18 protein-coding genes are annotated in these 21,245 nt (G+C 67.3%); 5 read left to right on the top strand and 13 right to left on the bottom strand.

Features of this window, described 5'->3' with window-relative positions:
• Window positions 1-160 precede the first annotated feature (160 nt).
• The 5 genes from V7Z98_RS16585 to rlmE form a co-directional block, all read right to left on the bottom strand.
• Window positions 161-1,159, bottom strand: coding sequence for a PstS family phosphate ABC transporter substrate-binding protein (locus tag V7Z98_RS16585; protein WP_334159171.1), 999 nt, complete (start codon window positions 1,157-1,159; stop codon window positions 161-163).
• Window positions 1,160-1,327: 168 nt separating this feature from the next.
• On the bottom strand, window positions 1,328-2,716 hold the full coding sequence (glmM, locus tag V7Z98_RS16580; protein WP_334159169.1) for a phosphoglucosamine mutase: 1,389 nt from the start codon (window positions 2,714-2,716) through the stop codon (window positions 1,328-1,330).
• 41 nt (window positions 2,717-2,757) lie between these two features.
• Complete coding sequence (gene folP, locus V7Z98_RS16575; RefSeq protein ID WP_334159168.1) at window positions 2,758-3,594, bottom strand: dihydropteroate synthase; 837 nt, start codon at window positions 3,592-3,594, stop codon at window positions 2,758-2,760.
• Between the two features lie 79 nt (window positions 3,595-3,673).
• Window positions 3,674-5,554: an ATP-dependent zinc metalloprotease FtsH gene (gene ftsH / locus V7Z98_RS16570; RefSeq protein WP_293265744.1), complete on the bottom strand. Its 1,881-nt coding sequence runs from the start codon at window positions 5,552-5,554 to the stop codon at window positions 3,674-3,676.
• 152 nt (window positions 5,555-5,706) lie between these two features.
• The gene (rlmE, locus tag V7Z98_RS16565) at window positions 5,707-6,327 is read right to left on the bottom strand and encodes a 23S rRNA (uridine(2552)-2'-O)-methyltransferase RlmE (protein WP_293265742.1); all 621 of its coding nucleotides are present in this window, start codon (window positions 6,325-6,327) and stop codon (window positions 5,707-5,709) included.
• Window positions 6,328-6,365: 38 nt separating this feature from the next.
• Here rlmE and V7Z98_RS16560 point away from each other — a divergent pair, with 38 nt between their 5' ends.
• Window positions 6,366-6,734 (top strand): YhbY family RNA-binding protein, encoded by a 369-nt coding sequence (locus V7Z98_RS16560; RefSeq protein WP_334159167.1) that lies wholly within the window; start codon window positions 6,366-6,368, stop codon window positions 6,732-6,734.
• 79 nt (window positions 6,735-6,813) lie between these two features.
• Here the strand turns inward: V7Z98_RS16560 and V7Z98_RS16555 are convergent, their stop codons facing one another.
• The 6 genes from V7Z98_RS16555 to V7Z98_RS16530 form a co-directional block, all read right to left on the bottom strand.
• Window positions 6,814-7,290: a DUF4149 domain-containing protein gene (locus tag V7Z98_RS16555; protein WP_293265738.1), complete on the bottom strand. Its 477-nt coding sequence runs from the start codon at window positions 7,288-7,290 to the stop codon at window positions 6,814-6,816.
• Between the two features lie 123 nt (window positions 7,291-7,413).
• Window positions 7,414-7,890 (bottom strand): transcription elongation factor GreA, encoded by a 477-nt coding sequence (gene greA / locus V7Z98_RS16550; RefSeq protein WP_293265736.1) that lies wholly within the window; start codon window positions 7,888-7,890, stop codon window positions 7,414-7,416.
• Between the two features lie 100 nt (window positions 7,891-7,990).
• Window positions 7,991-11,197 carry a carbamoyl-phosphate synthase large subunit gene (gene carB, locus V7Z98_RS16545; RefSeq protein WP_334159165.1) on the bottom strand — a complete coding sequence of 1,069 codons (3,207 nt, stop codon included), beginning with the start codon at window positions 11,195-11,197 and terminating at the stop codon, window positions 7,991-7,993.
• 27 nt (window positions 11,198-11,224) lie between these two features.
• Window positions 11,225-12,397, bottom strand: a complete 1,173-nt coding sequence (gene carA, locus V7Z98_RS16540) for a glutamine-hydrolyzing carbamoyl-phosphate synthase small subunit (RefSeq protein ID WP_334159163.1) — start codon at window positions 12,395-12,397, stop codon at window positions 11,225-11,227.
• Window positions 12,398-12,618: 221 nt separating this feature from the next.
• Window positions 12,619-13,428: a 4-hydroxy-tetrahydrodipicolinate reductase gene (dapB, locus tag V7Z98_RS16535; RefSeq protein ID WP_293265730.1), complete on the bottom strand. Its 810-nt coding sequence runs from the start codon at window positions 13,426-13,428 to the stop codon at window positions 12,619-12,621.
• Between the two features lie 110 nt (window positions 13,429-13,538).
• Window positions 13,539-14,024 (bottom strand): outer membrane protein assembly factor BamE, encoded by a 486-nt coding sequence (locus tag V7Z98_RS16530; protein ID WP_293265728.1) that lies wholly within the window; start codon window positions 14,022-14,024, stop codon window positions 13,539-13,541.
• A 242-nt stretch (window positions 14,025-14,266) separates the two neighbouring features.
• On the opposite strand from V7Z98_RS16530, the gene fur reads away from it, so the two are divergent.
• Window positions 14,267-14,728: a ferric iron uptake transcriptional regulator gene (fur, locus tag V7Z98_RS16525; RefSeq protein ID WP_293265726.1), complete on the top strand. Its 462-nt coding sequence runs from the start codon at window positions 14,267-14,269 to the stop codon at window positions 14,726-14,728.
• A 78-nt stretch (window positions 14,729-14,806) separates the two neighbouring features.
• Here fur and recN read toward each other — a convergent pair whose 3' ends face one another.
• The gene (gene recN / locus V7Z98_RS16520) at window positions 14,807-16,468 is read right to left on the bottom strand and encodes a DNA repair protein RecN (protein WP_334159160.1); all 1,662 of its coding nucleotides are present in this window, start codon (window positions 16,466-16,468) and stop codon (window positions 14,807-14,809) included.
• A 52-nt stretch (window positions 16,469-16,520) separates the two neighbouring features.
• On the bottom strand, window positions 16,521-17,465 hold the full coding sequence (locus V7Z98_RS16515) for an NAD(+)/NADH kinase (protein WP_293265722.1): 945 nt from the start codon (window positions 17,463-17,465) through the stop codon (window positions 16,521-16,523).
• A gap of 156 nt (window positions 17,466-17,621) precedes the next feature.
• Between V7Z98_RS16515 and hrcA the strand changes: the two genes are divergently transcribed.
• The 3 genes from hrcA to V7Z98_RS16500 all read left to right on the top strand — a co-directional run bounded on the left by hrcA (window position 17,622) and on the right by V7Z98_RS16500 (window position 21,136).
• The gene (hrcA, locus tag V7Z98_RS16510; RefSeq protein ID WP_334159159.1) at window positions 17,622-18,650 is read left to right on the top strand and encodes a heat-inducible transcriptional repressor HrcA; all 1,029 of its coding nucleotides are present in this window, start codon (window positions 17,622-17,624) and stop codon (window positions 18,648-18,650) included.
• Window positions 18,651-18,732: 82 nt separating this feature from the next.
• Complete coding sequence (hemH, locus tag V7Z98_RS16505) at window positions 18,733-19,845, top strand: ferrochelatase (RefSeq protein WP_334159158.1); 1,113 nt, start codon at window positions 18,733-18,735, stop codon at window positions 19,843-19,845.
• Between the two features lie 175 nt (window positions 19,846-20,020).
• A complete protein-coding gene (locus V7Z98_RS16500) occupies window positions 20,021-21,136 on the top strand; it encodes a VCBS repeat-containing protein (RefSeq protein ID WP_334159156.1) in 1,116 nt (371 codons plus the stop codon).
• Window positions 21,137-21,245: the final 109 nt, after the last annotated feature.

Raw genomic sequence — 21,245 nt, 5'->3', positions numbered from 1 at the left:
TTCAGGGATAGCCCGGACCGGACGGCCATAGCCTACTCCCCCCCATTTCCCGGGACAGATTGCGGCAGCTAGGCCGTTCATGCGGATTCGCCCGCCCCGATGGCCGGCAAGCCGTGGGATGGCAACACGCGGCAACACGCAGGAACGAGACGACACCGCCTCAGAGCCGGGCTTCGCGGCGCACCAGGTCCTCGATCCGGAGGCCCACGGCCTCCTCCCCGCCGAACACGGTGCCCACCTTCTTCCTGGCCAGGCGCTCCACGTTGGCGTCATAGACCTTGCCGGGCAGGGCCACGTACTTCACTTCCCGGACCAGCTTGGAGGCATGCTTCAAGTAGAACGCCACGAATTCCTTCACCTCGGGCTTGTCCAGGGACTTGGCGCTCACGTAGATGAAGACGGGGCGCGACAGGGGGACGTAGGTGCCATCTTCCACGGTCTGGTGGGACGGCAGCACGCTGCCCTTGCCGCCGTCGATCGCCACGGCTTTCAGCTTCTTCTGGTTTTCCAGGTAATACGAGAAGCCGAAGTAGCCCAGCCCCCCCTTGTCGCGGGCCACGCCCTGGACCAACACGTTGTCGTCCTCGGAAGCGGTGTAGTCGCCCCGGGAAGCCTTGGCCTTGCCCACCACGGCTTCGGTGAAATAGTCGAAGGTGCCCGAATCGGCCCCGGCGCCGTAAAGCTTGAGGGGCATGTCGGGAAAGGCCGGGTTCACCTGGTTCCAGTTGGTGATCCGCCCCTGGGCGGCGGGCTCCCAGATCTTGCGCAGGTCGGCCACGGTCAGGGTCGAGGCAAAGGTGTTGTGCGGATTGACGATGACGGTCAGGGCGTCATAGGCGATCGGCAGCTCGTAGTAGGACACGCCGTTTTCCCGGCAGGCGTCCATCTCCTTGCGCAGGATCGGGCGGGAGGCGTCGGCAACGTCGATATCGCCGCGGCAGAATTTCTTGAACCCGCCGCCGGTGCCGGAAATACCCACGGTCACCCGCACGGCGTTCCTTCTGGTCTTCTGGAAATCCTCGGCCACGGCCTCGGTGATCGGATACACCGTGGACGAGCCGTCCACCCGGACGATGGCGGACTGGGCATGGGCGGCACCGAGGCTCGCGCCACCGGCGACGACAATGCCGAGAATGGCAGCGAATTGGACCAGTTTCATGCGGAACGTCTCCCGGGGCGCCTGAACGGCTCAGCGCAATGGCATGGGCGCCACGGCGCCGGGCAGTCTAGGGGCGGATTGTTACAGCGCCGTGACACGACCATACCCCCGCCGTGACTCCAGCGTACTCCCGCCGCCCATCCCCTCTTCTCTTTTTACGTTACAGGGTCAATGAGCCGCCAGTTCCTCGCCCCCAACCGCGTCGCGCACCGCATCGGCCAATTGGTGGGCTAGGCGCTCGACCTGGGCCGCATCCCGGCCTTCGACCATCACCCGCAGCAAAGGCTCAGTGCCCGAAGCGCGCAGCAGCACCCGGCCCTGGCCGTTCAATTCCGCCTCCACGGCCCGCTGGGCCGCCTCGATGCCCGAGTTGCCTTGCCAGGCGGTGCCCTTGGCGAAGCGCACGTTCACCAGTACCTGGGGATAAAGGGTCAAGCCCCCCAGCAGTTCGGCCAGAGTGCCCCCCTGCTGGCGCAGAGCAGCCAGCACCTGGAGGGCCGACACCAGGCCGTCGCCGGTGGAATGGCGGTCGAGGCACAGGATGTGGCCCGAGTTTTCGCCGCCGAAGAGCCAGCCGCGCTGGTTGAGGGCTTCCACCACGTAGCGGTCGCCCACCTTGGTGCGCACGAAGGGGATTTCCAGCGCCTGCAGGGCGTGCTCCAGGGCCAGGTTGGACATCAGCGTGCCGGCCACGCCGGCCACGGGCCCTTGCTGCAGGCGGCTGCGCACGATGGCGTAGAGCAGCTGGTCGCCGTCGTAGCCGTTGCCCTGGGCATCGACCATCAGCAGCCGGTCGCCGTCGCCGTCCAGGGCCACCCCCAGGTCGGCGCGGTTGGCCAGCACCGCCTCGGCCAGGCTGCGCGGGGCCGTGGCGCCAACACCGTCGTTGATGTTGAGGCCGTTGGGGGTTGCCCCCACCGCCACCACCTCCGCCCCCAGTTCGTGCAGCACCGGCGGCGCCACGTGGTAGCCGGCGCCGTGGGCGCAGTCCACCACGATCTTCAGACCGCGCAGGTCCAGGTCGTTGGGAAAGGTGCTCTTGCAGAACTCGATGTAGCGCCCCGCCGCGTCGTCGATGCGCCGCGCCCGACCCAACTGGGCGGACGGGACGCAGGACAGGGGGCCGTCGGCTGCTTCCAGACGGGTTTCGATGTTCTGCTCCACTTCGTCCGGAAACTTGGTGCCGTAGGCGGAGAAGAACTTAATCCCGTTGTCGTAGTAGGGATTGTGGGAGGCCGAGATGACTACGCCGGCCTGGAGGCGCAGGGCCCGGGTCAGATAGGCGATGGCCGGGGTCGGCAGCGGACCGGTCAGGCAGGTGTCGACCCCGGCGGCGGAAAAGCCCGCTTCCAGGGCGGCTTCGAGCATGTAGCCGGAGATTCGGGTGTCCTTGCCGATCAGCACCGCCGGGCGCTCGGCACCGGCCTTGCCGCCCTCCCAGCGCTCGCGCAGGGCCTGGCCGGCAGCATAGCCCAGGCGCATGACGAAGTCCGGGGTGATGGGGAAAGTGCCGACGCGACCGCGCACGCCGTCGGTGCCGAAGTATTTGCGGCTCATGGAAAGACTCCCTCGCTGTTGTTGGATGGGGCCCGGGGCCCTTATTGCTGGCGGACGGCCTGCCAGACGGACAGTACGTCCCGGGTGGCCGCCACGTCGTGAACACGGATGATTTTCGCGCCGCCGTCGGCCGCCAGCAAGGCGGCAGCCAGGCTGCCGGGCAGGCGCTCGGCCACCGGCCGGCCGGTGATCTGCCCAATCATGGTCTTGCGCGACATGCCGGCCAGAATGGGCAGCCCCTCGGGCGAGGTGGCGGGCAGGTCGCGCAGCAGGGCCAGGTTGTGCTCCAGGGTCTTGCCGAAGCCGAAGCCCGGGTCGAGGACGATGCGCGCATCGTCGATGCCGGCGGCCCGGCAGGCGTCCACGCGCCCGGCCAGAAAGTCGCCCACTTCCGCCACCACGTCCCGGTATTGAGGCGCCACCTGCATGGTGCCGGGCTCGCCCTGCATGTGCATCAGGCACACCCCCACGTCGGACGCGGCCACCGCCTCCAGGGCGCCGGGCCGGGTCAGACCGCAGATGTCGTTGATCATGGCCGCACCGGCGGCGATGGCGGCGCGCATCACTTCCGGCTTGTAGGTGTCGATGGAGACCGGCACACCCCAGCCGGCAATGGCTTCGAGCAACGGCAGCAGCCGGTCCAGCTCCTCCTGGAGCGGCGTGGCGATGGCGCCGGGGCGGGTGGATTCGGCCCCCAGGTCGAGGATGTCCGCGCCGGCTTCCCACTGGGCCCTGGCGTGCTCGATAGCCCGCGCCACCACGTCCCCTCCTCCCGCTAGGCCGTCGCCGGTGAACGAATCGGGCGTGAGGTTGACGATGCCCATGACCAGGGGGCGGTCCAGGGGCAGACGGTAGGCGGCGCAGTGCAGGTGGTTCATGGCAGAAAGCAAACTCGGGGCAAAACAAAACGGGCCGGGATGACTCCCGGCCCGTGGCGAAGCAGGCCCGCCGACCCGGTCAGGCCGTGGCGGCGGCGCTGGGGGCGGCCCCCGGCGAATCGTCCTTAGACGAGGCCGGCGTGGTGCTCGGCCGGCGCGGCGGACGGGGCGGCTTGCCGGCCATAATGTCGTCGATCTGGTCGGCGTCGATGGTCTCGTACTCGAGCAGGGCATTGGCCATGGCGTGGACCTTGTCCCGGTTCTCGTCGAGCAGGCGGCGCGCCAGGGCGTACTGCTCATCGATGATGCGGCGGATTTCCCCATCCACCTTTTGCAGGGTGGCCTCGGAAACGTTCTTGTGGGTGGTGATGGAACGGCCGAGGAAGACCTCGCCCTCGTTCTCGCCGTAGACCATGGGCCCCAGGGCGTCGGACATGCCGTAGCGGGTCACCATGTCCCGGGCCATCTGGGTCGCCCGCTCGAAGTCGTTCGAGGCGCCGGTAGTCATCTGGTCCATGAACAGCTCTTCGGCGATGCGGCCGCCGAACAGCACGGCGATGCGGTCGAGCAGGTAGCCCCGGTCGTAGGCGTAGCGGTCCTGTTCCGGCAGTTGCATGGTCACACCCAGGGCGCGGCCGCGAGGGATGATGGTGACCTTGTGCACCGGATCGGACTTGGGCAGCATCTTCGCCACCACCGCGTGGCCGGACTCGTGGTAGGCGGTGTTCTTCTTCTCTTCCTCGGTCATCACCATGCTGCGGCGCTCGGCGCCCATCATGATCTTGTCCTTGGCCTTCTCGAAGTCGTCCATGTCCACCAGGCGCTTGTTGGCGCGGGCGGCGAACAGGGCGGCCTCGTTGACCAGGTTGGCCAGGTCGGCGCCGGAGAAGCCGGGGGTGCCGCGGGCGATGATGTCGGCCTTGATGTCGGCGGCCACCGGCACCTTGCGCATGTGCACCTTGAGGATTTCCTCGCGGCCGCGGATGTCGGGCAGGGGCACCACCACCTGGCGGTCGAAGCGGCCCGGGCGCATCAGGGCCGGGTCGAGGATGTCGGGACGGTTGGAGGCGGCGATGACGATGATGCCGGAGTGGCCTTCGAAGCCGTCCATCTCCACCAGCAACTGGTTGAGGGTCTGTTCCCGCTCGTCGTTGCCGCCGCCCAGGCCGGCGCCACGGTGGCGGCCGACGGCGTCGATTTCGTCGATGAAGATGATGCAGGGGGCGTGCTTCTTGGCCTGCTCGAACATGTCGCGCACCCGGGCGGCGCCCACGCCGACGAACATTTCGACGAAGTCGGAACCGGAGATCGAGAAGAACGGCACCTTGGCCTCGCCAGCGATGGCCTTGGCCAGCAGGGTTTTACCGGTACCCGGGCTGCCCACCATCAGCACGCCCTTGGGAATGCGACCGCCGAGCTTCTGGAACTTGGAGGGATCGCGCAGGAACTCGACCAGTTCGGAGACTTCTTCCTTTGCTTCGTCGCAGCCGGCCACGTCGGCGAAGGTAATCGAGTTGCTGGCCTCGTCGAGCATGCGTGCCTTGGACTTGCCGAAGGAGAATGCGCCCCCCTTGCCGCCGCCCTGCATCTGGCGCATGAAGAACACCCAGACGCCGATCAGGAGCAGCATGGGGAACCAGCTGACGAAGATGTTCATCAGCACCGAGGGCTCTTCCTCGGGTTTGGCTTCGACCTTCACGCCGTTCTTGAGCAGGTCGGACACCAGCCACAGATCGGGGGGCGCGAAGGTGGTGATCTTCTTGCCTTCCGAGGTGGTGGCCTTCAGATTGCGGCCCTCGATCACCACCTTGGTGATGCGGCCCTGCTTCACTTCCTCGATGAACTGGGAGTAGTCCATCGAGTTTTGGGCGACCTGACGGCCATTGAACTGGTTGAAGACGGTCATCAGCACGAGACCGATCACCACCCAGATCGCCAGATTTTTGAACATGTTGTTCAAGGTGACTCCTTTAAGCGCCGCTGCCGGCGTCCTCCTGTGGGATTCCGCATTCTAAACCATGCCCGCCCCGCGTGACCGTGACAGACTGTGTGAAAAAAGCGACCCTTTTCGCCGCGCTCGCCGCTGTTTCCACACACTTTTTCACGCGATCCCTAGCGCTTCAGCCCCTTGCCCAGCAGGTAAATCTCCACGCTGCGGTCTCGGGACGCCTTGGGCTTGCGAGTCGCCACCGTGGCGAAAGTGTCGCGCATCGCCTTGAGATACTCCGGGTAGCCCTCGCCCTGAAAACATTTGACCAGGAAGGCGCCATCGGGTTTCAAGTGCTGGCGGGCAAAATCCAGGGCCAGTTCCACCAGGTACATCATGCGCGGCTGGTCGATGGAGGCCATGCCCGAGGTGTTGGGGGCCATGTCCGACAGCACCACCCCCACCTTGGCCCCTTCCAGGCGCTGTTCCAGCTCGGTCAGCACCGCTTCCTCGCGGAAGTCGCCCTGGAGGAAGCGCACCCCGGGCAAAGGCTCGATATCGAGCAGGTCCAGGGCGAACACCTTGCCCTTGGCCCCCACCTTGGCGGCGGCCACCTGACTCCAGCTGCCCGGCGCCGCCCCCAGGTCCACGACCACCTCGCCGGGGCGCAGCAGCCGGTCCTTCTCGTCGATCTCGAGCAATTTGAAAGCGGCCCGGGCCCGGTAGCCCTCGGCCTTGGCGCGCTGCACCCAATGGTCGTGGACGTGCTCGTTGAGCCAGGCGCTGCTGGTCTTGGATCGTGCCATTCGCTAAAATCCGTGCTTTTTCTGAGGTTTACTTACCAATGCTGGTCATTACCGCCGCCCAACGCCGGGCGCTTCGGGCCCGCGCCCACGAGCTCCACCCGGTGGTGTCGATCGCCCAGAAGGGCCTGACCGACGCCGTGGCGCACGAAGCCGATGTCGCCCTGAAGGCCCACGAACTGATCAAGGTGCGGGTCTACAACGACGACCGGGAAGAGCGCGAAGCGTTCCTCGCCGAACTGTGCGAGCGCCTCAATGCCGCCCCGATCCAGCACATCGGCAAGCTGCTGGTGCTGTACCGCCCCGCCCCAGAGGACGAGGGCAATGCCGCCGCTCCGGGGCGCCGCCGTGGCCGCCGCGAAGCGCGCCGCACCAAGCGCAGCTTCCAGGGTAGCTCCGAGAAGGAGTGACGGGAATTCGGGAGTGTGCCCTCCCGGCAACCGAAAAGCCGCCCGCGGGCGGCTTTTTTCATGGCTGCAACGGCTACGGCTAGCGCCGCACCAGCCGGGCCACCAGCACCAGCCCGCACAGGCTCTGGAGCAGATAGAGGATGCTCGACACGCCGTGCCAGGCGGCAAAGCGCTCGCGCATCACCGACTGCATCACGTCCCGGGGCCAGGCATCGGCCTTCATGGTCGCCATCAGGGGCTGGATGCCGAACAGATTGGCGGCGGCGACAAGGGCCATCAGCACGAGCAGCCAGAAATCCAGGCGGCGCAGGGTCGCCAGGCCGTCCCGGCCGAACATCAGCAGCGCCAGCAGGACGAAGCAGGCCAGCCCCAGCCAGCCGCCGGCCTGGAACATGCGGCCGGCCAGGTTGCCCGCCAGGGTCCGGTCGGAGAGGCTGGAGAACAGCAGGGGCGCCACCAGGTAACCCAACGTCCACAGGCTGCCGACCCACAGCACCAGGGCTGCGGCGTGCAGGCTCTCGGTCACGGTGGTCAGCAGGTTCTTGGCGGCAGGCATGGCGATGAGGTTGCGATGAGGTCGTGAAAAGGCGCGTCGATGCTCGATCCGCAGCGGGGCTGTCTGAAAGTCCGCGCCAGGCGCGGGTTTCCGGGCAGCCCCCTGCGGGGTAGGCACTGGCGTTTATTCGTAGCGGACGTCGAGAATCTCGTACTCGCGCATGCCGCCCGGCGCCTGGACCTGGGCCACGTCGCCGGCGTACTTGCCAATCACGGCGCGGGCCAGGGGCGAAGACACGGAAATCTTGCGCTCCTTGATGTCGGCCTCGTCCTCGCCGACGATCTGGTAGGTCACCTGGTCGCCGGAATCCTGGTCCTCCAGTTCCACGGTGGAACCGAACACGCAACGGCCGTCGGCGTCGAGCAGCTTGGGGTCGATGATCTGGGCGTTACCCAGCTTGCCTTCCAGTTCCTGGATGCGGCCTTCGATGAAGCCCTGTTTTTCCTTGGCGGCGTCGTACTCGGCGTTTTCCGACAGGTCGCCCTGGGCGCGGGCCTCGGAAATGGCCTGGATCACGGCCGGGCGTTCGACGGTCTTGAGGTGGTGCAATTCGGTGCGCAGCTTCTCGGCCCCGGCCACGGTCAGCGGTATCTTGCTCATGGGAATTCCCCGATAGATCGGTCTTGGTCGATTAGGTAAATCAGGTAAAGCAAAACCGCCGGCGCCCGAGAACGGGCGACCCCGGCGGTTTTCTGAGGGATTAGTGGATCTGGCTGTGCAGCGTCTGGATGGGATAAACCACCAGGTCGCCCCGGTTCTTCATCCCCTCGGCCGCCGCTTCGGCGCCCCAGATGGTGGTGTACATGGTCACCCGCGCCGCCAGGCCGGAGGTGCGGATCGAACGGGAGTCGGTGATCGCCTGCCGCTTTTCGTCGGCAGTGTTGATGATCAGGCTGATCTCGTTGTTCTTGATCATGTCCACGATGTGGGGACGGCCCTCGGCCACCTTGTTCACCACGGTCACCGGTACGCCGGCGGCCCCGATCGCCGCCGCGGTGCCGCGGGTGGCGAGGATGGTGAAGCCGCAGGAGGCCAGGTCCTTGGCCACATCGACGGCCTTGGTCTTGTCCGAATCCTTGACGCTGATGAACACCTTGCCGGAGGCCGGCAGCTTGACGCCGGCGGCCAGCTGGCTCTTGACGAAGGCTTCGGCGAAGGTCTCGCCCACGCCCATCACCTCGCCGGTGGACTTCATCTCGGGTCCGAGCAGGGTGTCGACGCCGGGGAACTTGGCGAAGGGGAACACCGCTTCCTTCACCGAGAAGTACGGCGGGATCACTTCCTTGGTCACGCCCTGGCTGGCCAGGCTCTGGCCGGCCATGCAGCGGGCGGCGATCTTGGCCAGCTGCAGGCCGGTGGCCTTGGAGACGAAGGGCACGGTGCGCGAGGCCCGGGGGTTTACTTCCAGCACGTAGACCGTCTCGCCCTGGATGGCGAACTGGACGTTCATCAGGCCACAGACGTTGAGGGCCTTGGCCATGGCGATGGTCTGACGGCGCAGCTCGTCCACCAGGGCCGGGGAGATCGAGTAGGGCGGCAGGGAACAGGCCGAGTCGCCGGAGTGCACCCCGGCCTGCTCGATGTGTTCCATGACGCCGCCGATGATCACTTCCTTACCGTCGGACAGGGCATCCACGTCCACTTCGATGGCATCGTTGAGGAAGCGATCGAGCAGCACCGGCGAATCGTTGGACACCTTGACCGCCTCGCGCATGTAGCGCTCCAGGTCGGCTTGCTGGTGCACGATCTCCATGGCCCGGCCGCCCAGCACGTAGGAGGGGCGGACCACCAACGGATAGCCGATCTCGGCGGCCAGGCGCAGGGCGTCGGTCTCGTTGCGGGCGGTGCGGTTGGGCGGCTGGCGCAGGCCCAGGTCGTTGAGCAGTTTCTGGAAGCGCTCCCGGTCCTCGGCGGCGTCGATCATGTCCGGGCTGGTGCCGATGATGGGCACGCCGTTGGCTTCCAGGTCCCGGGCCAGCTTCAGCGGGGTCTGGCCGCCGTACTGGACGATCACGCCCACCGGCTTTTCGACATTGACGATCTCCAGCACGTCTTCGAGCGTCAGCGGCTCGAAGTACAGGCGGTCGGAGGTGTCGTAGTCGGTGGACACGGTTTCCGGGTTGCAGTTGACCATGATGGTCTCGTACCCGTCTTCGCGCATGGCCATGGCGGCGTGCACGCAGCAGTAGTCGAACTCGATGCCCTGGCCGATGCGGTTCGGACCGCCGCCCAGGACCATGATCTTCTTCTTGTCGGTGGGCGCCGCCTCGCACTCTTCCTCGTAGGTCGAGTACATGTAGGCGGTGTTGGTGGCGAACTCGGCGGCGCAGGTATCAACGCGCTTGAACACCGGACGCACCGACTGGGCGTGGCGGTATTCGCGCACGGCGGTCTGGGTGGTGCCGAGCAGCTTGGCCAAGCGCTTGTCGGCGAAGCCGGCGCGCTTGAGGGCCAGCAGTTCATCCTTGGACAGGGATTCCAGGGTACGACCTTCCAGGGACTTGGCCTTCAGGTACAGATCTTCGATCTGGGCCAGGAACCAGGGGTCGATGTGGGTCAGGCGCTGGATGTCCTCCAGGGACAGGCCGGCGCGGAAGGCATCGGCCACGTACCACAGGCGGTCCGGACCGGCCTCGGCCAGCTGCTTTTCGATCTCTTCCCGGTCGGAGGTCTTCTCGTCGAAGCCGTCCACGCCCACTTCCAGGCCGCGCAGGGCCTTTTGCAGTGATTCCTGGAAGGTGCGACCGATGGCCATCACCTCGCCCACCGACTTCATCTGGGTGGTCAGGCGGGAATCGGCGGTGGGGAACTTCTCGAAGGCGAAACGGGGCACCTTGGTGACCACGTAGTCGATCGAGGGCTCGAACGAGGCCGGGGTCTTGCCGCCGGTGATCTCGTTGGCCAGCTCGTCCAGGGTGTAGCCGACGGCCAGCTTGGCCGCCACCTTGGCGATGGGGAAGCCGGTGGCCTTGGACGCCAGGGCCGAGGAACGGGACACCCGGGGGTTCATCTCGATGACGATCATGCGGCCGTCGAACGGGCTGATCGAGAACTGGACGTTGGAACCACCCGTATCCACCCCGATCTCGCGCAGCACCGCGATCGAGGCGTTACGCATGATCTGGTATTCCTTGTCCGTCAGGGTCTGGGCCGGGGCGACGGTGATCGAGTCGCCGGTGTGCACCCCCATCGGGTCCAGGTTTTCGATGGCGCAGACGATGATGCAGTTGTCCTTGTGGTCGCGCACCACCTCCATCTCGAACTCTTTCCAGCCAATCAGGGATTCCTCGATCAGCAGTTCGCTGGTGGGGGAAGCTTCGAGGCCGCGCTTGCAGATGGTCTCGAACTCTTCCATGTTGTAGGCGATGCCGCCGCCGGTGCCACCCAGGGTGAAGGACGGGCGGATGATGGCCGGGAAGCCGATCATCGCCTGGACCTGGTAGGCCTCTTCCATGGAGTGGGCCACGGCGGAACGGGCGGAGCCGAGACCGATCTTGGTCATGGCGGCCTTGAACTTCTCCCGGTCCTCGGCCTTGTCGATGGCTTCCTTGGAGGCACCGATCATTTCCACGCCGAACTTGTCCAGCACGCCGTGCTTGGCCAGGTCGAGGGCGCAGTTGAGCGCAGTCTGGCCGCCCATGGTGGGCAGCAGGGCGTCGGGACGCTCTTTCTCGATGATCTTGGCCACCACCTGCCAGGTGATCGGCTCGATGTAGGTGACGTCGGCCATCTCCGGGTCGGTCATGATGGTGGCCGGGTTGGAGTTCACCAGGATGACCTTGTAGCCCTCCTGCCGCAGGGCCTTGCAGGCCTGGGCGCCGGAGTAGTCGAATTCGCACGCCTGGCCGATGACGATCGGGCCGGCGCCGATGATGAGGATGCTCTTGATGTCTGTACGCTTCGGCATGGGTACGCCTTGTCTGCTCGCGGCGCCTTAGCGGGCCGCTTGGTGTTCTTCCATCATCCGCACGAAGCGGTCGAAAAGGTAGGCCACGTCGTGGGGGCCCGGGCTCGCCTCAGGGTGTCCCTGGAACGAGAAGGCCGGCACGTCGGTGCGGGCGATGCCTTGCAGGGAGCCGTCGAACAGGGAGACGTGGGTCACCTTGACGTTGGCCGGCAGGGTATCGCCATCCACGGCGAAACCGTGGTTTTGGCTGGTGATCAGCACCTGGCCGGTCTCCACGTCCTTGACCGGATGGTTCGCGCCGTGGTGGCCGAACTTCATCTTCATGGTCTTGGCGCCGGAGGCCAGGCCGAGCAGCTGGTGGCCCAGGCAGATGCCGTAGGTGGGGATGCGCTTGGCCAGGATTTCCTGAATGGCGGTAATGGCGTAGTCGCAGGGCTCCGGATCGCCGGGGCCGTTGGACAGGAACACGCCGTCCGGGTTGAGCTTGAACACCTCGGAAGCCGGGGTCTGGGCCGGCACCACGGTGACCTTGCAGCCCCGGGACGCCAGCATGCGCAGGATGTTGCGCTTGATGCCGAAGTCGTAGGCCACCACGTTGAAGCGCGGCGCGGCGGGAGCGCTGAAGCCCTTGAGGGTCCATTCGCCCTCGTTCCACTCGTAGGACGACTCCACCGACACCACCTTGGCCAAGTCCATGCCGGCCAGACCCGGGAAGGCCTTGGCTTCCGCCAGGGCGCGGGCCTCGTCGGCCACCCCGGCGACGACGGCGCCGGCCTGGGCACCCTTCTCGCGCAGGATGCGGGTCAGCTTGCGGGTATCGATGCCGGCGATGGCAACGATGCCATGCTTCTTCAGGTAGTCGGGCAGGGTCTCTTCGAGGCGCCAGTTCTCGGCACGCACCGGCAGATCGCGGATCACCAGGCCGGCAGCGAAGTTAGCGCGGGACTCGAAATCCCCGGCGTTACAGCCGACGTTGCCGATATGCGGATAGGTCAGGGTGACGATCTGGCGGCAGTAGGACGGATCGGTGAGGATTTCCTGATAGCCGGTGAGTGCAGTGTTGAAGACCACCTCGCCGGAGGTGGAACCTTCGGCGCCGATGGAGTAGCCGCGGAACACGGTGCCGTCGGCCAGCACCAGGACGGCGGGCGGATAGGGGGGAAGCAGGGGGGAGGCAGCTTGGGTCGTGGAGGGCGACACGAAAAACTCCAGAACTAGATACGCGAAGCGGGACGGACTGGTGGTCCCTCCCGCCTCGGCGATTGAATTTGCTAAACCCTTCTATTATAGCGGATCACCCCCTCCCCGGGCAAATCCGCAGGCGCCACGAGCCCTTTGCCCCATCCTTCCCCGGGCATTTCCGGACCGGGCCAGCGCACCATTTCCGTGCGTCGGTGGGCGCCCTCGGCGGGCGGGCCCGCTCAGCGCAGGCCGAGCACGTCCTGCATGTCGTACAGGCCGTTCTGGCGCGACGCCAGGAAACGGGCGGCGCGCAGCGAGCCCAGGGCATAGGGCATGCGGCTGCCGGCTTTGTGGGCAATCTCGACGCGCTCACCGGTGCCGCAGAACATCACCACGTGGTCGCCAACGATGTCGCCGCCGCGCACCGTGGCAAAGCCGATGGTGGACGGGTCGCGCTCGCCGGTGACGCCCTCGCGGCCGTAGATGGCGCACTCCTTGAGATCGCGGCCGACGCCGGCGGCCACCACCTCGCCCATGCGCAGGGCGGTGCCGGACGGGGCGTCCACCTTGTGGCGGTGGTGGGCCTCGACGATCTCGATGTCGTAGCCCTGGTTGAGGATGCGGGCGGCGGTTTCGAGCAGCTTGAAAACCACGTTCACGCCCACGGCCATGTTCGGCGCGAAGACGATGGGGATGTCCTTGGCCGCCTCGGCGATGGCCGCCTTGCCCGCCTCATCGAAGCCGGTGGTACCGATCACCATGGCCACGCCCAGCTCGCGGCACAGGGCCAGGTGCTCCAGGGTGCCCTCGGGGCGGGTGAAGTCGATCAGGCAGCCGGAGCGGGCCAGGCCCGCGCGCAGGTCGGAGGTCACCACCACGTCGGAGGTCAGGCCCACCAGCTCGCCGGCATTCTTGCCGACGCCCGAGCTGCCGGCCCGGTCCAGGGCGGCAGTGAGGACGGCCTCGCCGTCGTTGAGGGTGGCTTCGATGAGCATCTTGCCCATGCGGCCGGAAGCGCCGGCCACGGCGATGTTGAGACGGTTGGTCATGGCTGATCCTTTGAAACGAAAGGCCGGAGTTCCAGCAGCGGCTCCGGCCCGGTAATGGGGGATAAGGGGGGCTGCGCCCGACGGCTCAGGCGCGCCTCCGGCCCGGGGCCTTACAGGCCGATCTTTTCCAGCATGCGGCCGAAGAAGCCGCGCTCACCCTCGGCCGGCGGCAGGGGTTTACCGTCGGCGGGCAGGGAACCGAGATCGATCACCCGGGTCTTCTCCTCAGGCGTGTCCAGTCCGGCAGCCTCGCCCTGGGCGTTCTTGGCCACCACGTCGCCAGCCACCCGGGCCAGCTTGCCGTCCTGGAAATAGACGGTCAGGCGGCGGGCATCCACTTCCTTGGCGCCGCCTTTCTGCATGCGGTACACGTAGTCCCAGCGGTCGGCGTGGAAGGCATCGGAAAGCAGGGGCGTGCCCAGCACATAGCGCACCTGATCCTTGGTCAGCCCGGGGCGCAATTGGGCGACCTGGTCCTGGGTCAGGGCATTGCCCTGCTGCACGTCGATCTTGTATTCGTTGATCAGCTTGGGCGGAGAGCAGGCTGCCAGAGCGACGGAAACGGCGCACAGACCGCAAAGCACGAGTCGGGACATGAAAGACCTGATATGGCGAAAAAAGGTGGCGGCACTCCGGAAGGAACTGGCGTTTTTCGCCCGAATCGCCCGGAATCACCCGAAAACACTGGCACCCGGCTTTTTCCCGGGGCACCGAAACGGTATATCATAGCCCAAAAGGAGAACGCGCCACGTCCGCGTCCGCCCCCTGACGGTCCGCCCGCCGGCAAACCGGCCGTCCCTGCTCCCCCACTCTGAAATCACTCCCCCCGAGATTGCCCATGAATTCCTCGTCCCAGAGCCTCAAGAGCATCGGCCTCAAGGCAACCTTCCCGCGCATGAAGATTCTCGAACTGTTCGAGAAGAGCAGCGTGCGCCACCTGACCGCCGAGGACGTATACCGCCTGCTCATCGCCGAGGACATGGATATCGGCCTGGCCACGGTCTACCGGGTGCTGACCCAGTTCGAGCAGGCCGGCATTCTGGAGCGCCACCATTTCGAATCCGGCAAGGCGGTGTTCGAGCTGAACGCCGGGCGCCACCACGACCACCTGGTGTGCGTGAACTGCGGCAAGGTCGAGGAATTCTTCGACGAGGAAATCGAGCGCCGCCAGCAGAAGATCGCCGCGGAACGCGGCTACGCGCTCCAGGACCACGCCCTGTATCTGTACGTGGAATGCACCAAGCCCGACTGTCCGGGCAAGCAAGCCGAGGACGAGAAGTTCCAGCGCGGCACCGAATAGCCTGCCGCCCACCGCGCCTCCCCATGAAAAAACGCCGCATTGCTGCGGCGTTTTTCTTTTGTCTCGGCCGGACCGCCCTCACCCCGCCGCCAGCATCTCCTCGGCGTGGCGCCGGGTGGTGGCGGTGATCTCCACCCCGCCCAGCATCCGGGCGATTTCCTCGACCCGGCCCGGAGCGTCCAGGGACAGCACCCGGCTGAGCACCTCGCCGCCCTTCTGGGATTTGGCCACCTGCCACTGGTGATCAGCCCGGGCCGCCACCTGGGGCAGGTGGGTGACGCACAGCACCTGCCGGTCCTGGCCCAGGCGGTGCAGCAGGCGCCCCACCACCTCGGCCACGCCGCCGCCGATGCCCACGTCCACCTCGTCGAAGACCAGGGTGGGTACCTTGGCCTGGCGGGTGGTGACCACCTGGATGGCCAGGCTGATGCGCGACAGTTCGCCGCCGGAGGCCACCTTGGCCAGGGGCTTGGCGGCACTGCCGGACAGGCCGGCGATGCGGAATTCCACCTGCTCCAGGCCATGGGCGCTGCCGTCTTCGAGAGGCACCAGCCCGATCTGGAACTTGCCACCGGACAGGGCCAGTTCCTGCATCACCGCCGAGACCTCCTTACCCAGGGCTTCCGCCGCCTTGGCGCGCTTCTTGGACAACGCCTGGGCCAGGCCGCGGTAGCGGGATTCGGCCGCCGCCACCCGGGCCGCCAGGGCTTCCAGGTCCGAAGCCTCCCCCAGCTGGGCGAGGCGCTGGCGGGCCGATTCCAGGCGAGCCGGCAGGGTTTCCGGGGTTTCCCGGTACTTGCGGGCGCAGGACAGCACGGCGTCGATGCGCCGCTCGGCTTCCGCCAGCCGGTCCGGATCGAGCTCGACCCGGTCGGCGTAGCGGCGTAGTTCCGAAACCGCCTCCACCAGTTCGGTTTGGGCCGAGCGCAGCAGTTCGGCCACCGCGGCAAGGCCCGGGTCGAAGCTGCTCAGGTCGTCCAGCCGGGTGAGGGCCCCGTCCAGCTGTTCCTCGCAGGCGCCCTCGGCGTCGGTCAGCACGTTCAGGGAATAGCGCGCCCCGTCGATCAGGCTGGCGGCGTGGGCCAAGCGCTTGTGCTCCAGGTTGAGGCTTTCCCATTCGTCGCCGGCCAGTCCCAGGGATTCCAGTTCCTGCACCTCCCAGGCCAGGCGCTCCCGCTCTTCGGCCAGTTGGGCGCCGTTGCGCTCGGCCTCGTCGAACAGCATCCGGGCCTCCTGCCAGGCGCGCCAGGCCTCGCCCACGGCGCGCACGTCGTCGCGCAGGCCGGCCTGGCCGTCGAGCAGGGCGCGCTGGGCGTCACCGCGCAGCAGGGATTGATGGGCGTGCTGGCCGTGGATGTCCACCAGGTCCTCGGCCACCGCCTTCAATTGCTGCAAGGTGGCCGGACTGCCGTTGATGTAGGCCCGGGAGCGGCCGCCGGCTTCGAGCACCCGGCGCAGCAGCAGCTCGCCGTCCTCGGGGGCAGCCAGGTCCTGCTCCGCCAACCACTCGCCCACGCCGGGCAGGGCGGCGACGTCGAAAGCCGCCGTCACCTCGGCCCGGGCGGCGCCGGCGCGCACCAGGCCGCTGTCGGCCCGCTCGCCAAGGACGAAGGCGAGGGCATCCACCAGGATCGACTTGCCGGCCCCGGTTTCCCCGGTGAAAGCGCCGAACCCCTGGGCGAACTCCAGTTCGAGGCGGTCGACGATGACGAAATCGCGGATGGTCAGGCGCTGCAGCATAAGGGGCGAGGAGGCGCAGTAAAGTGAGGAGTGGTCGGAGAAGCAGCCGGGGTCAGGTGCCCTTGGGCTTTTCGCTCCACTGCAGCTTCTGGCGCAGCATGGCGAAGTAGCTGTAGCCCGGCGGGTGCAGGAAGCAGACGCTGTGCTCGGAGCGGAACAGGCGCACGCTGTCGTAGCGGCACAGGGTCTGGGTGACCTGGCCGTCGAAGTGCACCCGGGAGTCGTCGGCGGAGAGGATGCGGATTTCGATGGCCTTGGTTTCCGGGATGGTGATCGGCCGGTTGGTCAGGGCATGGGGGCACAGGGGCACCAGGGCGATGCCGCCCAGGGTGGGGTGCAGGATCGGCCCGTTGGCCGACAGGGAGTAGGCGGTGGAGCCGGTGGGGGTGGAGACGATCAGGCCGTCGGCGCGCAGGCTGTAAATGAACTCGCCGTCGATGAACAACTCGAATTCGATGAGCCGGGAGATGGCCCCCTTGTCCACCACCACGTCGTTGAGCGCCACGTTGGCGGCCACCACCTCGCCGCCGCGCACCACCTCGCCGCCGAGCAGCAGCCGGCTTTCCGGGATGAAGCGCCCTTCGAGCAGGTCGTCCAGGCACGAAAGCATGTCGGAACGGGCGATGTCGGTCATGAAGCCGAGCCGGCCCTGGTTCACCCCCACCAGGGGCACCCGGTAGCGGGCCAGCTGGCGGGCGGCGTTGAGCATGGTGCCGTCGCCGCCGACGACGATGGCCACGTCGGCCCGGTAGCCGATCACCGTGAAATCCACTGCGTCGAAGGCCGCCAGGCCGCCCAGGGTGTGGTGGTTGGCCAAGCCATGGCCGCTGGCGGCGCCGAAGCCGGCGATGTTGTCGGCGGTATCGGCTTCCACCAGAACCTTGACGCCCCGGTCGGACAGCGCCTGGGCGAGGGCCAGCAGGGTGTCGGCCACCTCGGGGCTGTGGTACCGGCCGATGAGGGCGATGGTGCGGGGAGTACTGAACGACTGTGGCATGGCAAAATTAAACCACAAAACCATGCCGGCGCCGGGCTTCCCCCGTGCTGGCACTGTCCGTGCCCGGCCCGGGTGCCGCTCCGGGCGGCGCCGGGGGCATCGCGCTCCGCGGCGCCGGCATTTTCGTTTTGATCCTTTTCGGTAACATAGCAGGCCATGCTCGACGAACGCGCCCGCATCCTACTCAAGACCCTGGTCGAACGGTACATCGCCGAAGGCGAGCCCATCGGCTCCCGCGCCCTGTCCCGGTATTCCGGCCTCGACCTGTCCCCCGCCACGGTCCGCAACGTGATGGCCGACCTGGAGGAGGCCGGCTTCGTCGCCAGCCCCCACACCTCCGCCGGCCGGATACCGACGCCCCGGGGCTACCGGCTGTTCGTCGATTCCCTGCTCACCGTGCGCCCCCTGGAAAAAGGGCAGATCGCCGTCCTGGAGCACCAGCTCGACCCGAGCCAGCCCCAGCAGCTGCTGGCCTCGGCCTCGCGCATCCTCTCCGACCTGTCTCACTTCGCCGGGGTGGTGGTGGCGCCGCGCCGCCAGGCGCCGCGCATCAAGCAGATCGAATTCCTCGCCCTGTCGGAAAAACGCATCCTGCTGATCCTGGTCACCGCCGACGGCGAGGTGCAGAACCGCATCCTGTTCACCGAGGCCGCCTACACCCCGGCGGAACTGGTCACCGCCGCCAACTACTTCAACCAGCACTGCGCCGGCCTGGATTTCGACCAGGTGCGCAACCGCCTCGACGCCGAACTGCGCGAGCTGAAGAGCGATCTCCAGGCGCTGATGAGCGCGGTGCTGGCGGTGGGCGACCAGGCCATGCACGAGAGCGGCGATCGCTACGTGATCTCAGGCGAGCGCAACCTGCTCGACGTGGACGACCTGTCGTCCAACGTGCGCCGCCTGCGCGAACTGTTCGACCTGTTCGAGCACAAGACCGGACTGGTGCGCCTGCTCGACCTGTCGAACAAGGCCGACGGGGTGCAGATCTACATCGGCAACGAATCGGGCATCGCCCCCCTGGACGAGTGCAGCGTGGTCACCGCCCCCTACGAGGCCAACGGCCAAGTGATCGGCTCGGTGGGGGTGATCGGCCCGACCCGCATGGCCTACGAGCGGGTCATCCCGATCGTGGACATCACCGCCCGACTGCTCTCCTCCGCCCTCACCTACCAGGCCACGGCCTGATCCCGCGCCGGGGCGGTGGGTCCAAACCTCCCCCCGGCGCCCCACAAGAACAACGCGACAGCGACACACCGTCTCAGGACCCATGCCCCGCTTCCAGCCCGAACCGCCGTTCCAGCACGGCACCCCGCCTCAGACCGCCGTGGTGCTGGTCAACCTCGGCTCACCCGACTCCCCCACTCCCGAAGCGGTGCGCCGCTATCTCAAGGAATTCCTCTCCGACCCCCGGGTGGTGGAAATCCCCACGGCGGTGTGGTGGCCGATCCTCAACGGCATCATCCTCAACACCCGGCCCAAGCACTCCGCCGCCAAGTACGCCACCATCTGGACCCCGGAAGGCTCGCCCCTCAAGGTGCACACCGAGCGCCAGGCCAAACTGCTCCAGGGCCTGCTCGGCGAGCGGGGCCACCGGGTCACCGTCACCTGGGCGATGCGCTACGGTAGCCCGGCCCTGCCCGAGGTGCTCGACCGGCTGAAAGCCGACAACCACACCCGCATCCTGCTGCTGCCCGCCTACCCCCAGTATTCGGCCAGCACCACCGCCACCGTGCTCGACCAGGCCGGCCAGTGGCTCGCCGGCCTGCGCAACCAGCCCGAGGTCCGCAGCCAGCGCAGCTTTGCCGACGACCCGGGCTATATCGCCGCCCTGGCCGCCAGCGTGCGCGAGCACTGGCAGGCCCACGGCAAGCCCGCCGCCAATGACAAGACCTACCGGTTGGTGATGAGCTTTCACGGCGTGCCGCGGCGCTCCCTAGACCTGGGCGACCCCTACCACTGCGAGTGCCACAAGACCGCCCGGCTGCTGGCCCGGGCCCTGGACCTGCCCGAGCATCAGGCGCTGACCACCTTTCAGTCCCGCTTCGGCAAGGCCGAATGGCTCCAGCCCTACACTGCCCCGACCCTGGCCGCCCTGCCCAAGGAAGGGGTCGTCCGGGTGGACGTGCTGTGCCCGGGCTTCGTCGCCGACTGCCTGGAGACCCTGGAGGAGATCGCCCAGGAGGTGAAGGCCGACTTCCTCAATGCCGGCGGCCAGGTCTTCCACTACCTGCCCTGCCTCAACGAGCGACCCGACTGGATCGCCGCCCTGGCCGACCTGGCCGAGGCCCAACTGGCAGGCTGGCCTACCCGGACACCCCGGGACGATCAGGGCCTGGCCGAATCGGTGGCACGGGCGCGCCTCCTCGGCGCCAAGGCCTGACCGGCCGGAACGCCGCCAGGGGCGCGGCGTTCCAAATATCATCCGCGAAGAACAAGCACTGGCGCGGGTTTCCAGGCATGCCATCTGGAAACCCGCGCCAATAAAGGGTTTGCGGCACGGTTCAGCCTTGGCCGCTGGTGCCGTTAATACAGGGGTAGCCTTCGCGGAGCTCCCCATGCACATTACCCAGACCCAGCTGGAGCAACGCTCCAGCCATGCCTCCCAAAGCCGCCACAATGTCAGCGAGAACCTGCGCGCCTGGATCGGCGACCAGCGCCCCGACTTTTCCGACGGCAGCCAGGGCGCCCAGCCGCGGGTGAATATTTCCAGCGCGGCGCTGGACGCCCTGAAGCATGACCAGGCAAAGGACAACGCGGCCAAGTCCGCCAAGGAGGCCTCCGGGCAAAGCGCCTCGTCCGTCTCATCCGGCATCGACCTTTCCGACGACGAGAACCTGGACCCGCGCCTGCGCATCCTCAAGGCCGTGGTGGAAATGCTCACCGGCGAGACGATCCACCTGGTCGGCACCCGGGAACTGGGCGACCTCAAGGCCGCCGCCCTGCCCCCCAGCGCCCAGGCAGCCGCCTCCCAGGCGCCGCCGCCGGAGCAAGCCGCGCCGAAACAGGGCTACGGCGTGGAGTACGACTACTCGGAAAGCGTCTACGAGAGCGAGACCACCTCGTTCTCCGCCCAAGGCACGGTGCGCACCGCCGACGGCCAGGAAATCAACTTCAGCGCCAACCTGACCATGAGCCGGGAGTTCCAGGCCACCTACAACGCCCGCCTGCGTCTGGGGGACGCCAAGCTGCGGGACCCGCTGGTGCTCAACTTCAACGGGCAGGCCGCCCAGCTCTCCGATCTGCGCATCGATTTCGACCTGTACGGCGACGGACAGAAAGGGAGCCTGCCGTTCGTCTCCAGCGGCAGCGGCTTCCTCGTGTTCGACCGCAACGGCGACGGCAAGGTGAACGACGGCCGGGAGCTTTTCGGCCCCAGCACCGGCGACGGCTTCACCGAACTGGCGGCCTTGGATACCGACGGAAACGGCTGGATCGACGAGGCCGACCCGGCCTTCGCGCACCTCGGCACCTGGACCCTGGGGCCCGACGGCCCGGTGTTCAAAACCCTGGCCGAGCAAGGGATCGGCGCCCTGTCGGTGACCGGCCAGGCCACCCCGTTTTCCCTCAAGGACAAGAACAATCAGCTCCAGGCCCAGATCCGGGCCACCGGCGTGTTTTTGCACGAGTCGGGAGCGGCTGGCACAATTCAACAGGTTGACGTCGCCGCCTGAGCCAAAACGGGCAGCGCGCCCATGCCGGGGGACAAGGCCCGATCCGTCCCACCGGCCTACTAAAACAAGGCCGCCCCGACAAGGGCGAGCCCAAGGGAGGTAACGGGTG

Origin of the sequence: Oryzomicrobium sp., assembly GCF_036820405.1 — a bacterium.
In the GTDB taxonomy this organism is placed as follows: Bacteria; Pseudomonadota; Gammaproteobacteria; order Burkholderiales; family Rhodocyclaceae; genus Oryzomicrobium.
The sequence above is the reverse complement of the archived record's forward strand: the minus strand, read 5'-3'. Positions and strand labels throughout refer to the sequence as shown.

What these genes read in the sequence shown, in the direction of transcription:
- fur (WP_293265726.1), top strand. Translation starts at nt 14,267, where the DNA reads ATGAATTCCTCGTCCCAGAGCCTCAAGAGCATCGGCCTCAAGGCAACC.
- dapB (WP_293265730.1), bottom strand. Translation starts at nt 13,428, where the DNA reads ATGACCAACCGTCTCAACATCGCCGTGGCCGGCGCTTCCGGCCGCATG.
- V7Z98_RS16515 (WP_293265722.1), bottom strand. Translation starts at nt 17,465, where the DNA reads ATGCCACAGTCGTTCAGTACTCCCCGCACCATCGCCCTCATCGGCCGG.
- carB (WP_334159165.1), bottom strand. Translation starts at nt 11,197, where the DNA reads ATGCCGAAGCGTACAGACATCAAGAGCATCCTCATCATCGGCGCCGGC.
- V7Z98_RS16500 (WP_334159156.1), top strand. Translation starts at nt 20,021, where the DNA reads ATGCACATTACCCAGACCCAGCTGGAGCAACGCTCCAGCCATGCCTCC.
- recN (WP_334159160.1), bottom strand. Translation starts at nt 16,468, where the DNA reads ATGCTGCAGCGCCTGACCATCCGCGATTTCGTCATCGTCGACCGCCTC.
- V7Z98_RS16585 (WP_334159171.1), bottom strand. Translation starts at nt 1,159, where the DNA reads ATGAAACTGGTCCAATTCGCTGCCATTCTCGGCATTGTCGTCGCCGGT.
- V7Z98_RS16555 (WP_293265738.1), bottom strand. Translation starts at nt 7,290, where the DNA reads ATGCCTGCCGCCAAGAACCTGCTGACCACCGTGACCGAGAGCCTGCAC.
- V7Z98_RS16560 (WP_334159167.1), top strand. Translation starts at nt 6,366, where the DNA reads ATGCTGGTCATTACCGCCGCCCAACGCCGGGCGCTTCGGGCCCGCGCC.
- hrcA (WP_334159159.1), top strand. Translation starts at nt 17,622, where the DNA reads ATGCTCGACGAACGCGCCCGCATCCTACTCAAGACCCTGGTCGAACGG.
- glmM (WP_334159169.1), bottom strand. Translation starts at nt 2,716, where the DNA reads ATGAGCCGCAAATACTTCGGCACCGACGGCGTGCGCGGTCGCGTCGGC.
- greA (WP_293265736.1), bottom strand. Translation starts at nt 7,890, where the DNA reads ATGAGCAAGATACCGCTGACCGTGGCCGGGGCCGAGAAGCTGCGCACC.
- V7Z98_RS16530 (WP_293265728.1), bottom strand. Translation starts at nt 14,024, where the DNA reads ATGTCCCGACTCGTGCTTTGCGGTCTGTGCGCCGTTTCCGTCGCTCTG.
- hemH (WP_334159158.1), top strand. Translation starts at nt 18,733, where the DNA reads ATGCCCCGCTTCCAGCCCGAACCGCCGTTCCAGCACGGCACCCCGCCT.
- folP (WP_334159168.1), bottom strand. Translation starts at nt 3,594, where the DNA reads ATGAACCACCTGCACTGCGCCGCCTACCGTCTGCCCCTGGACCGCCCC.
- rlmE (WP_293265742.1), bottom strand. Translation starts at nt 6,327, where the DNA reads ATGGCACGATCCAAGACCAGCAGCGCCTGGCTCAACGAGCACGTCCAC.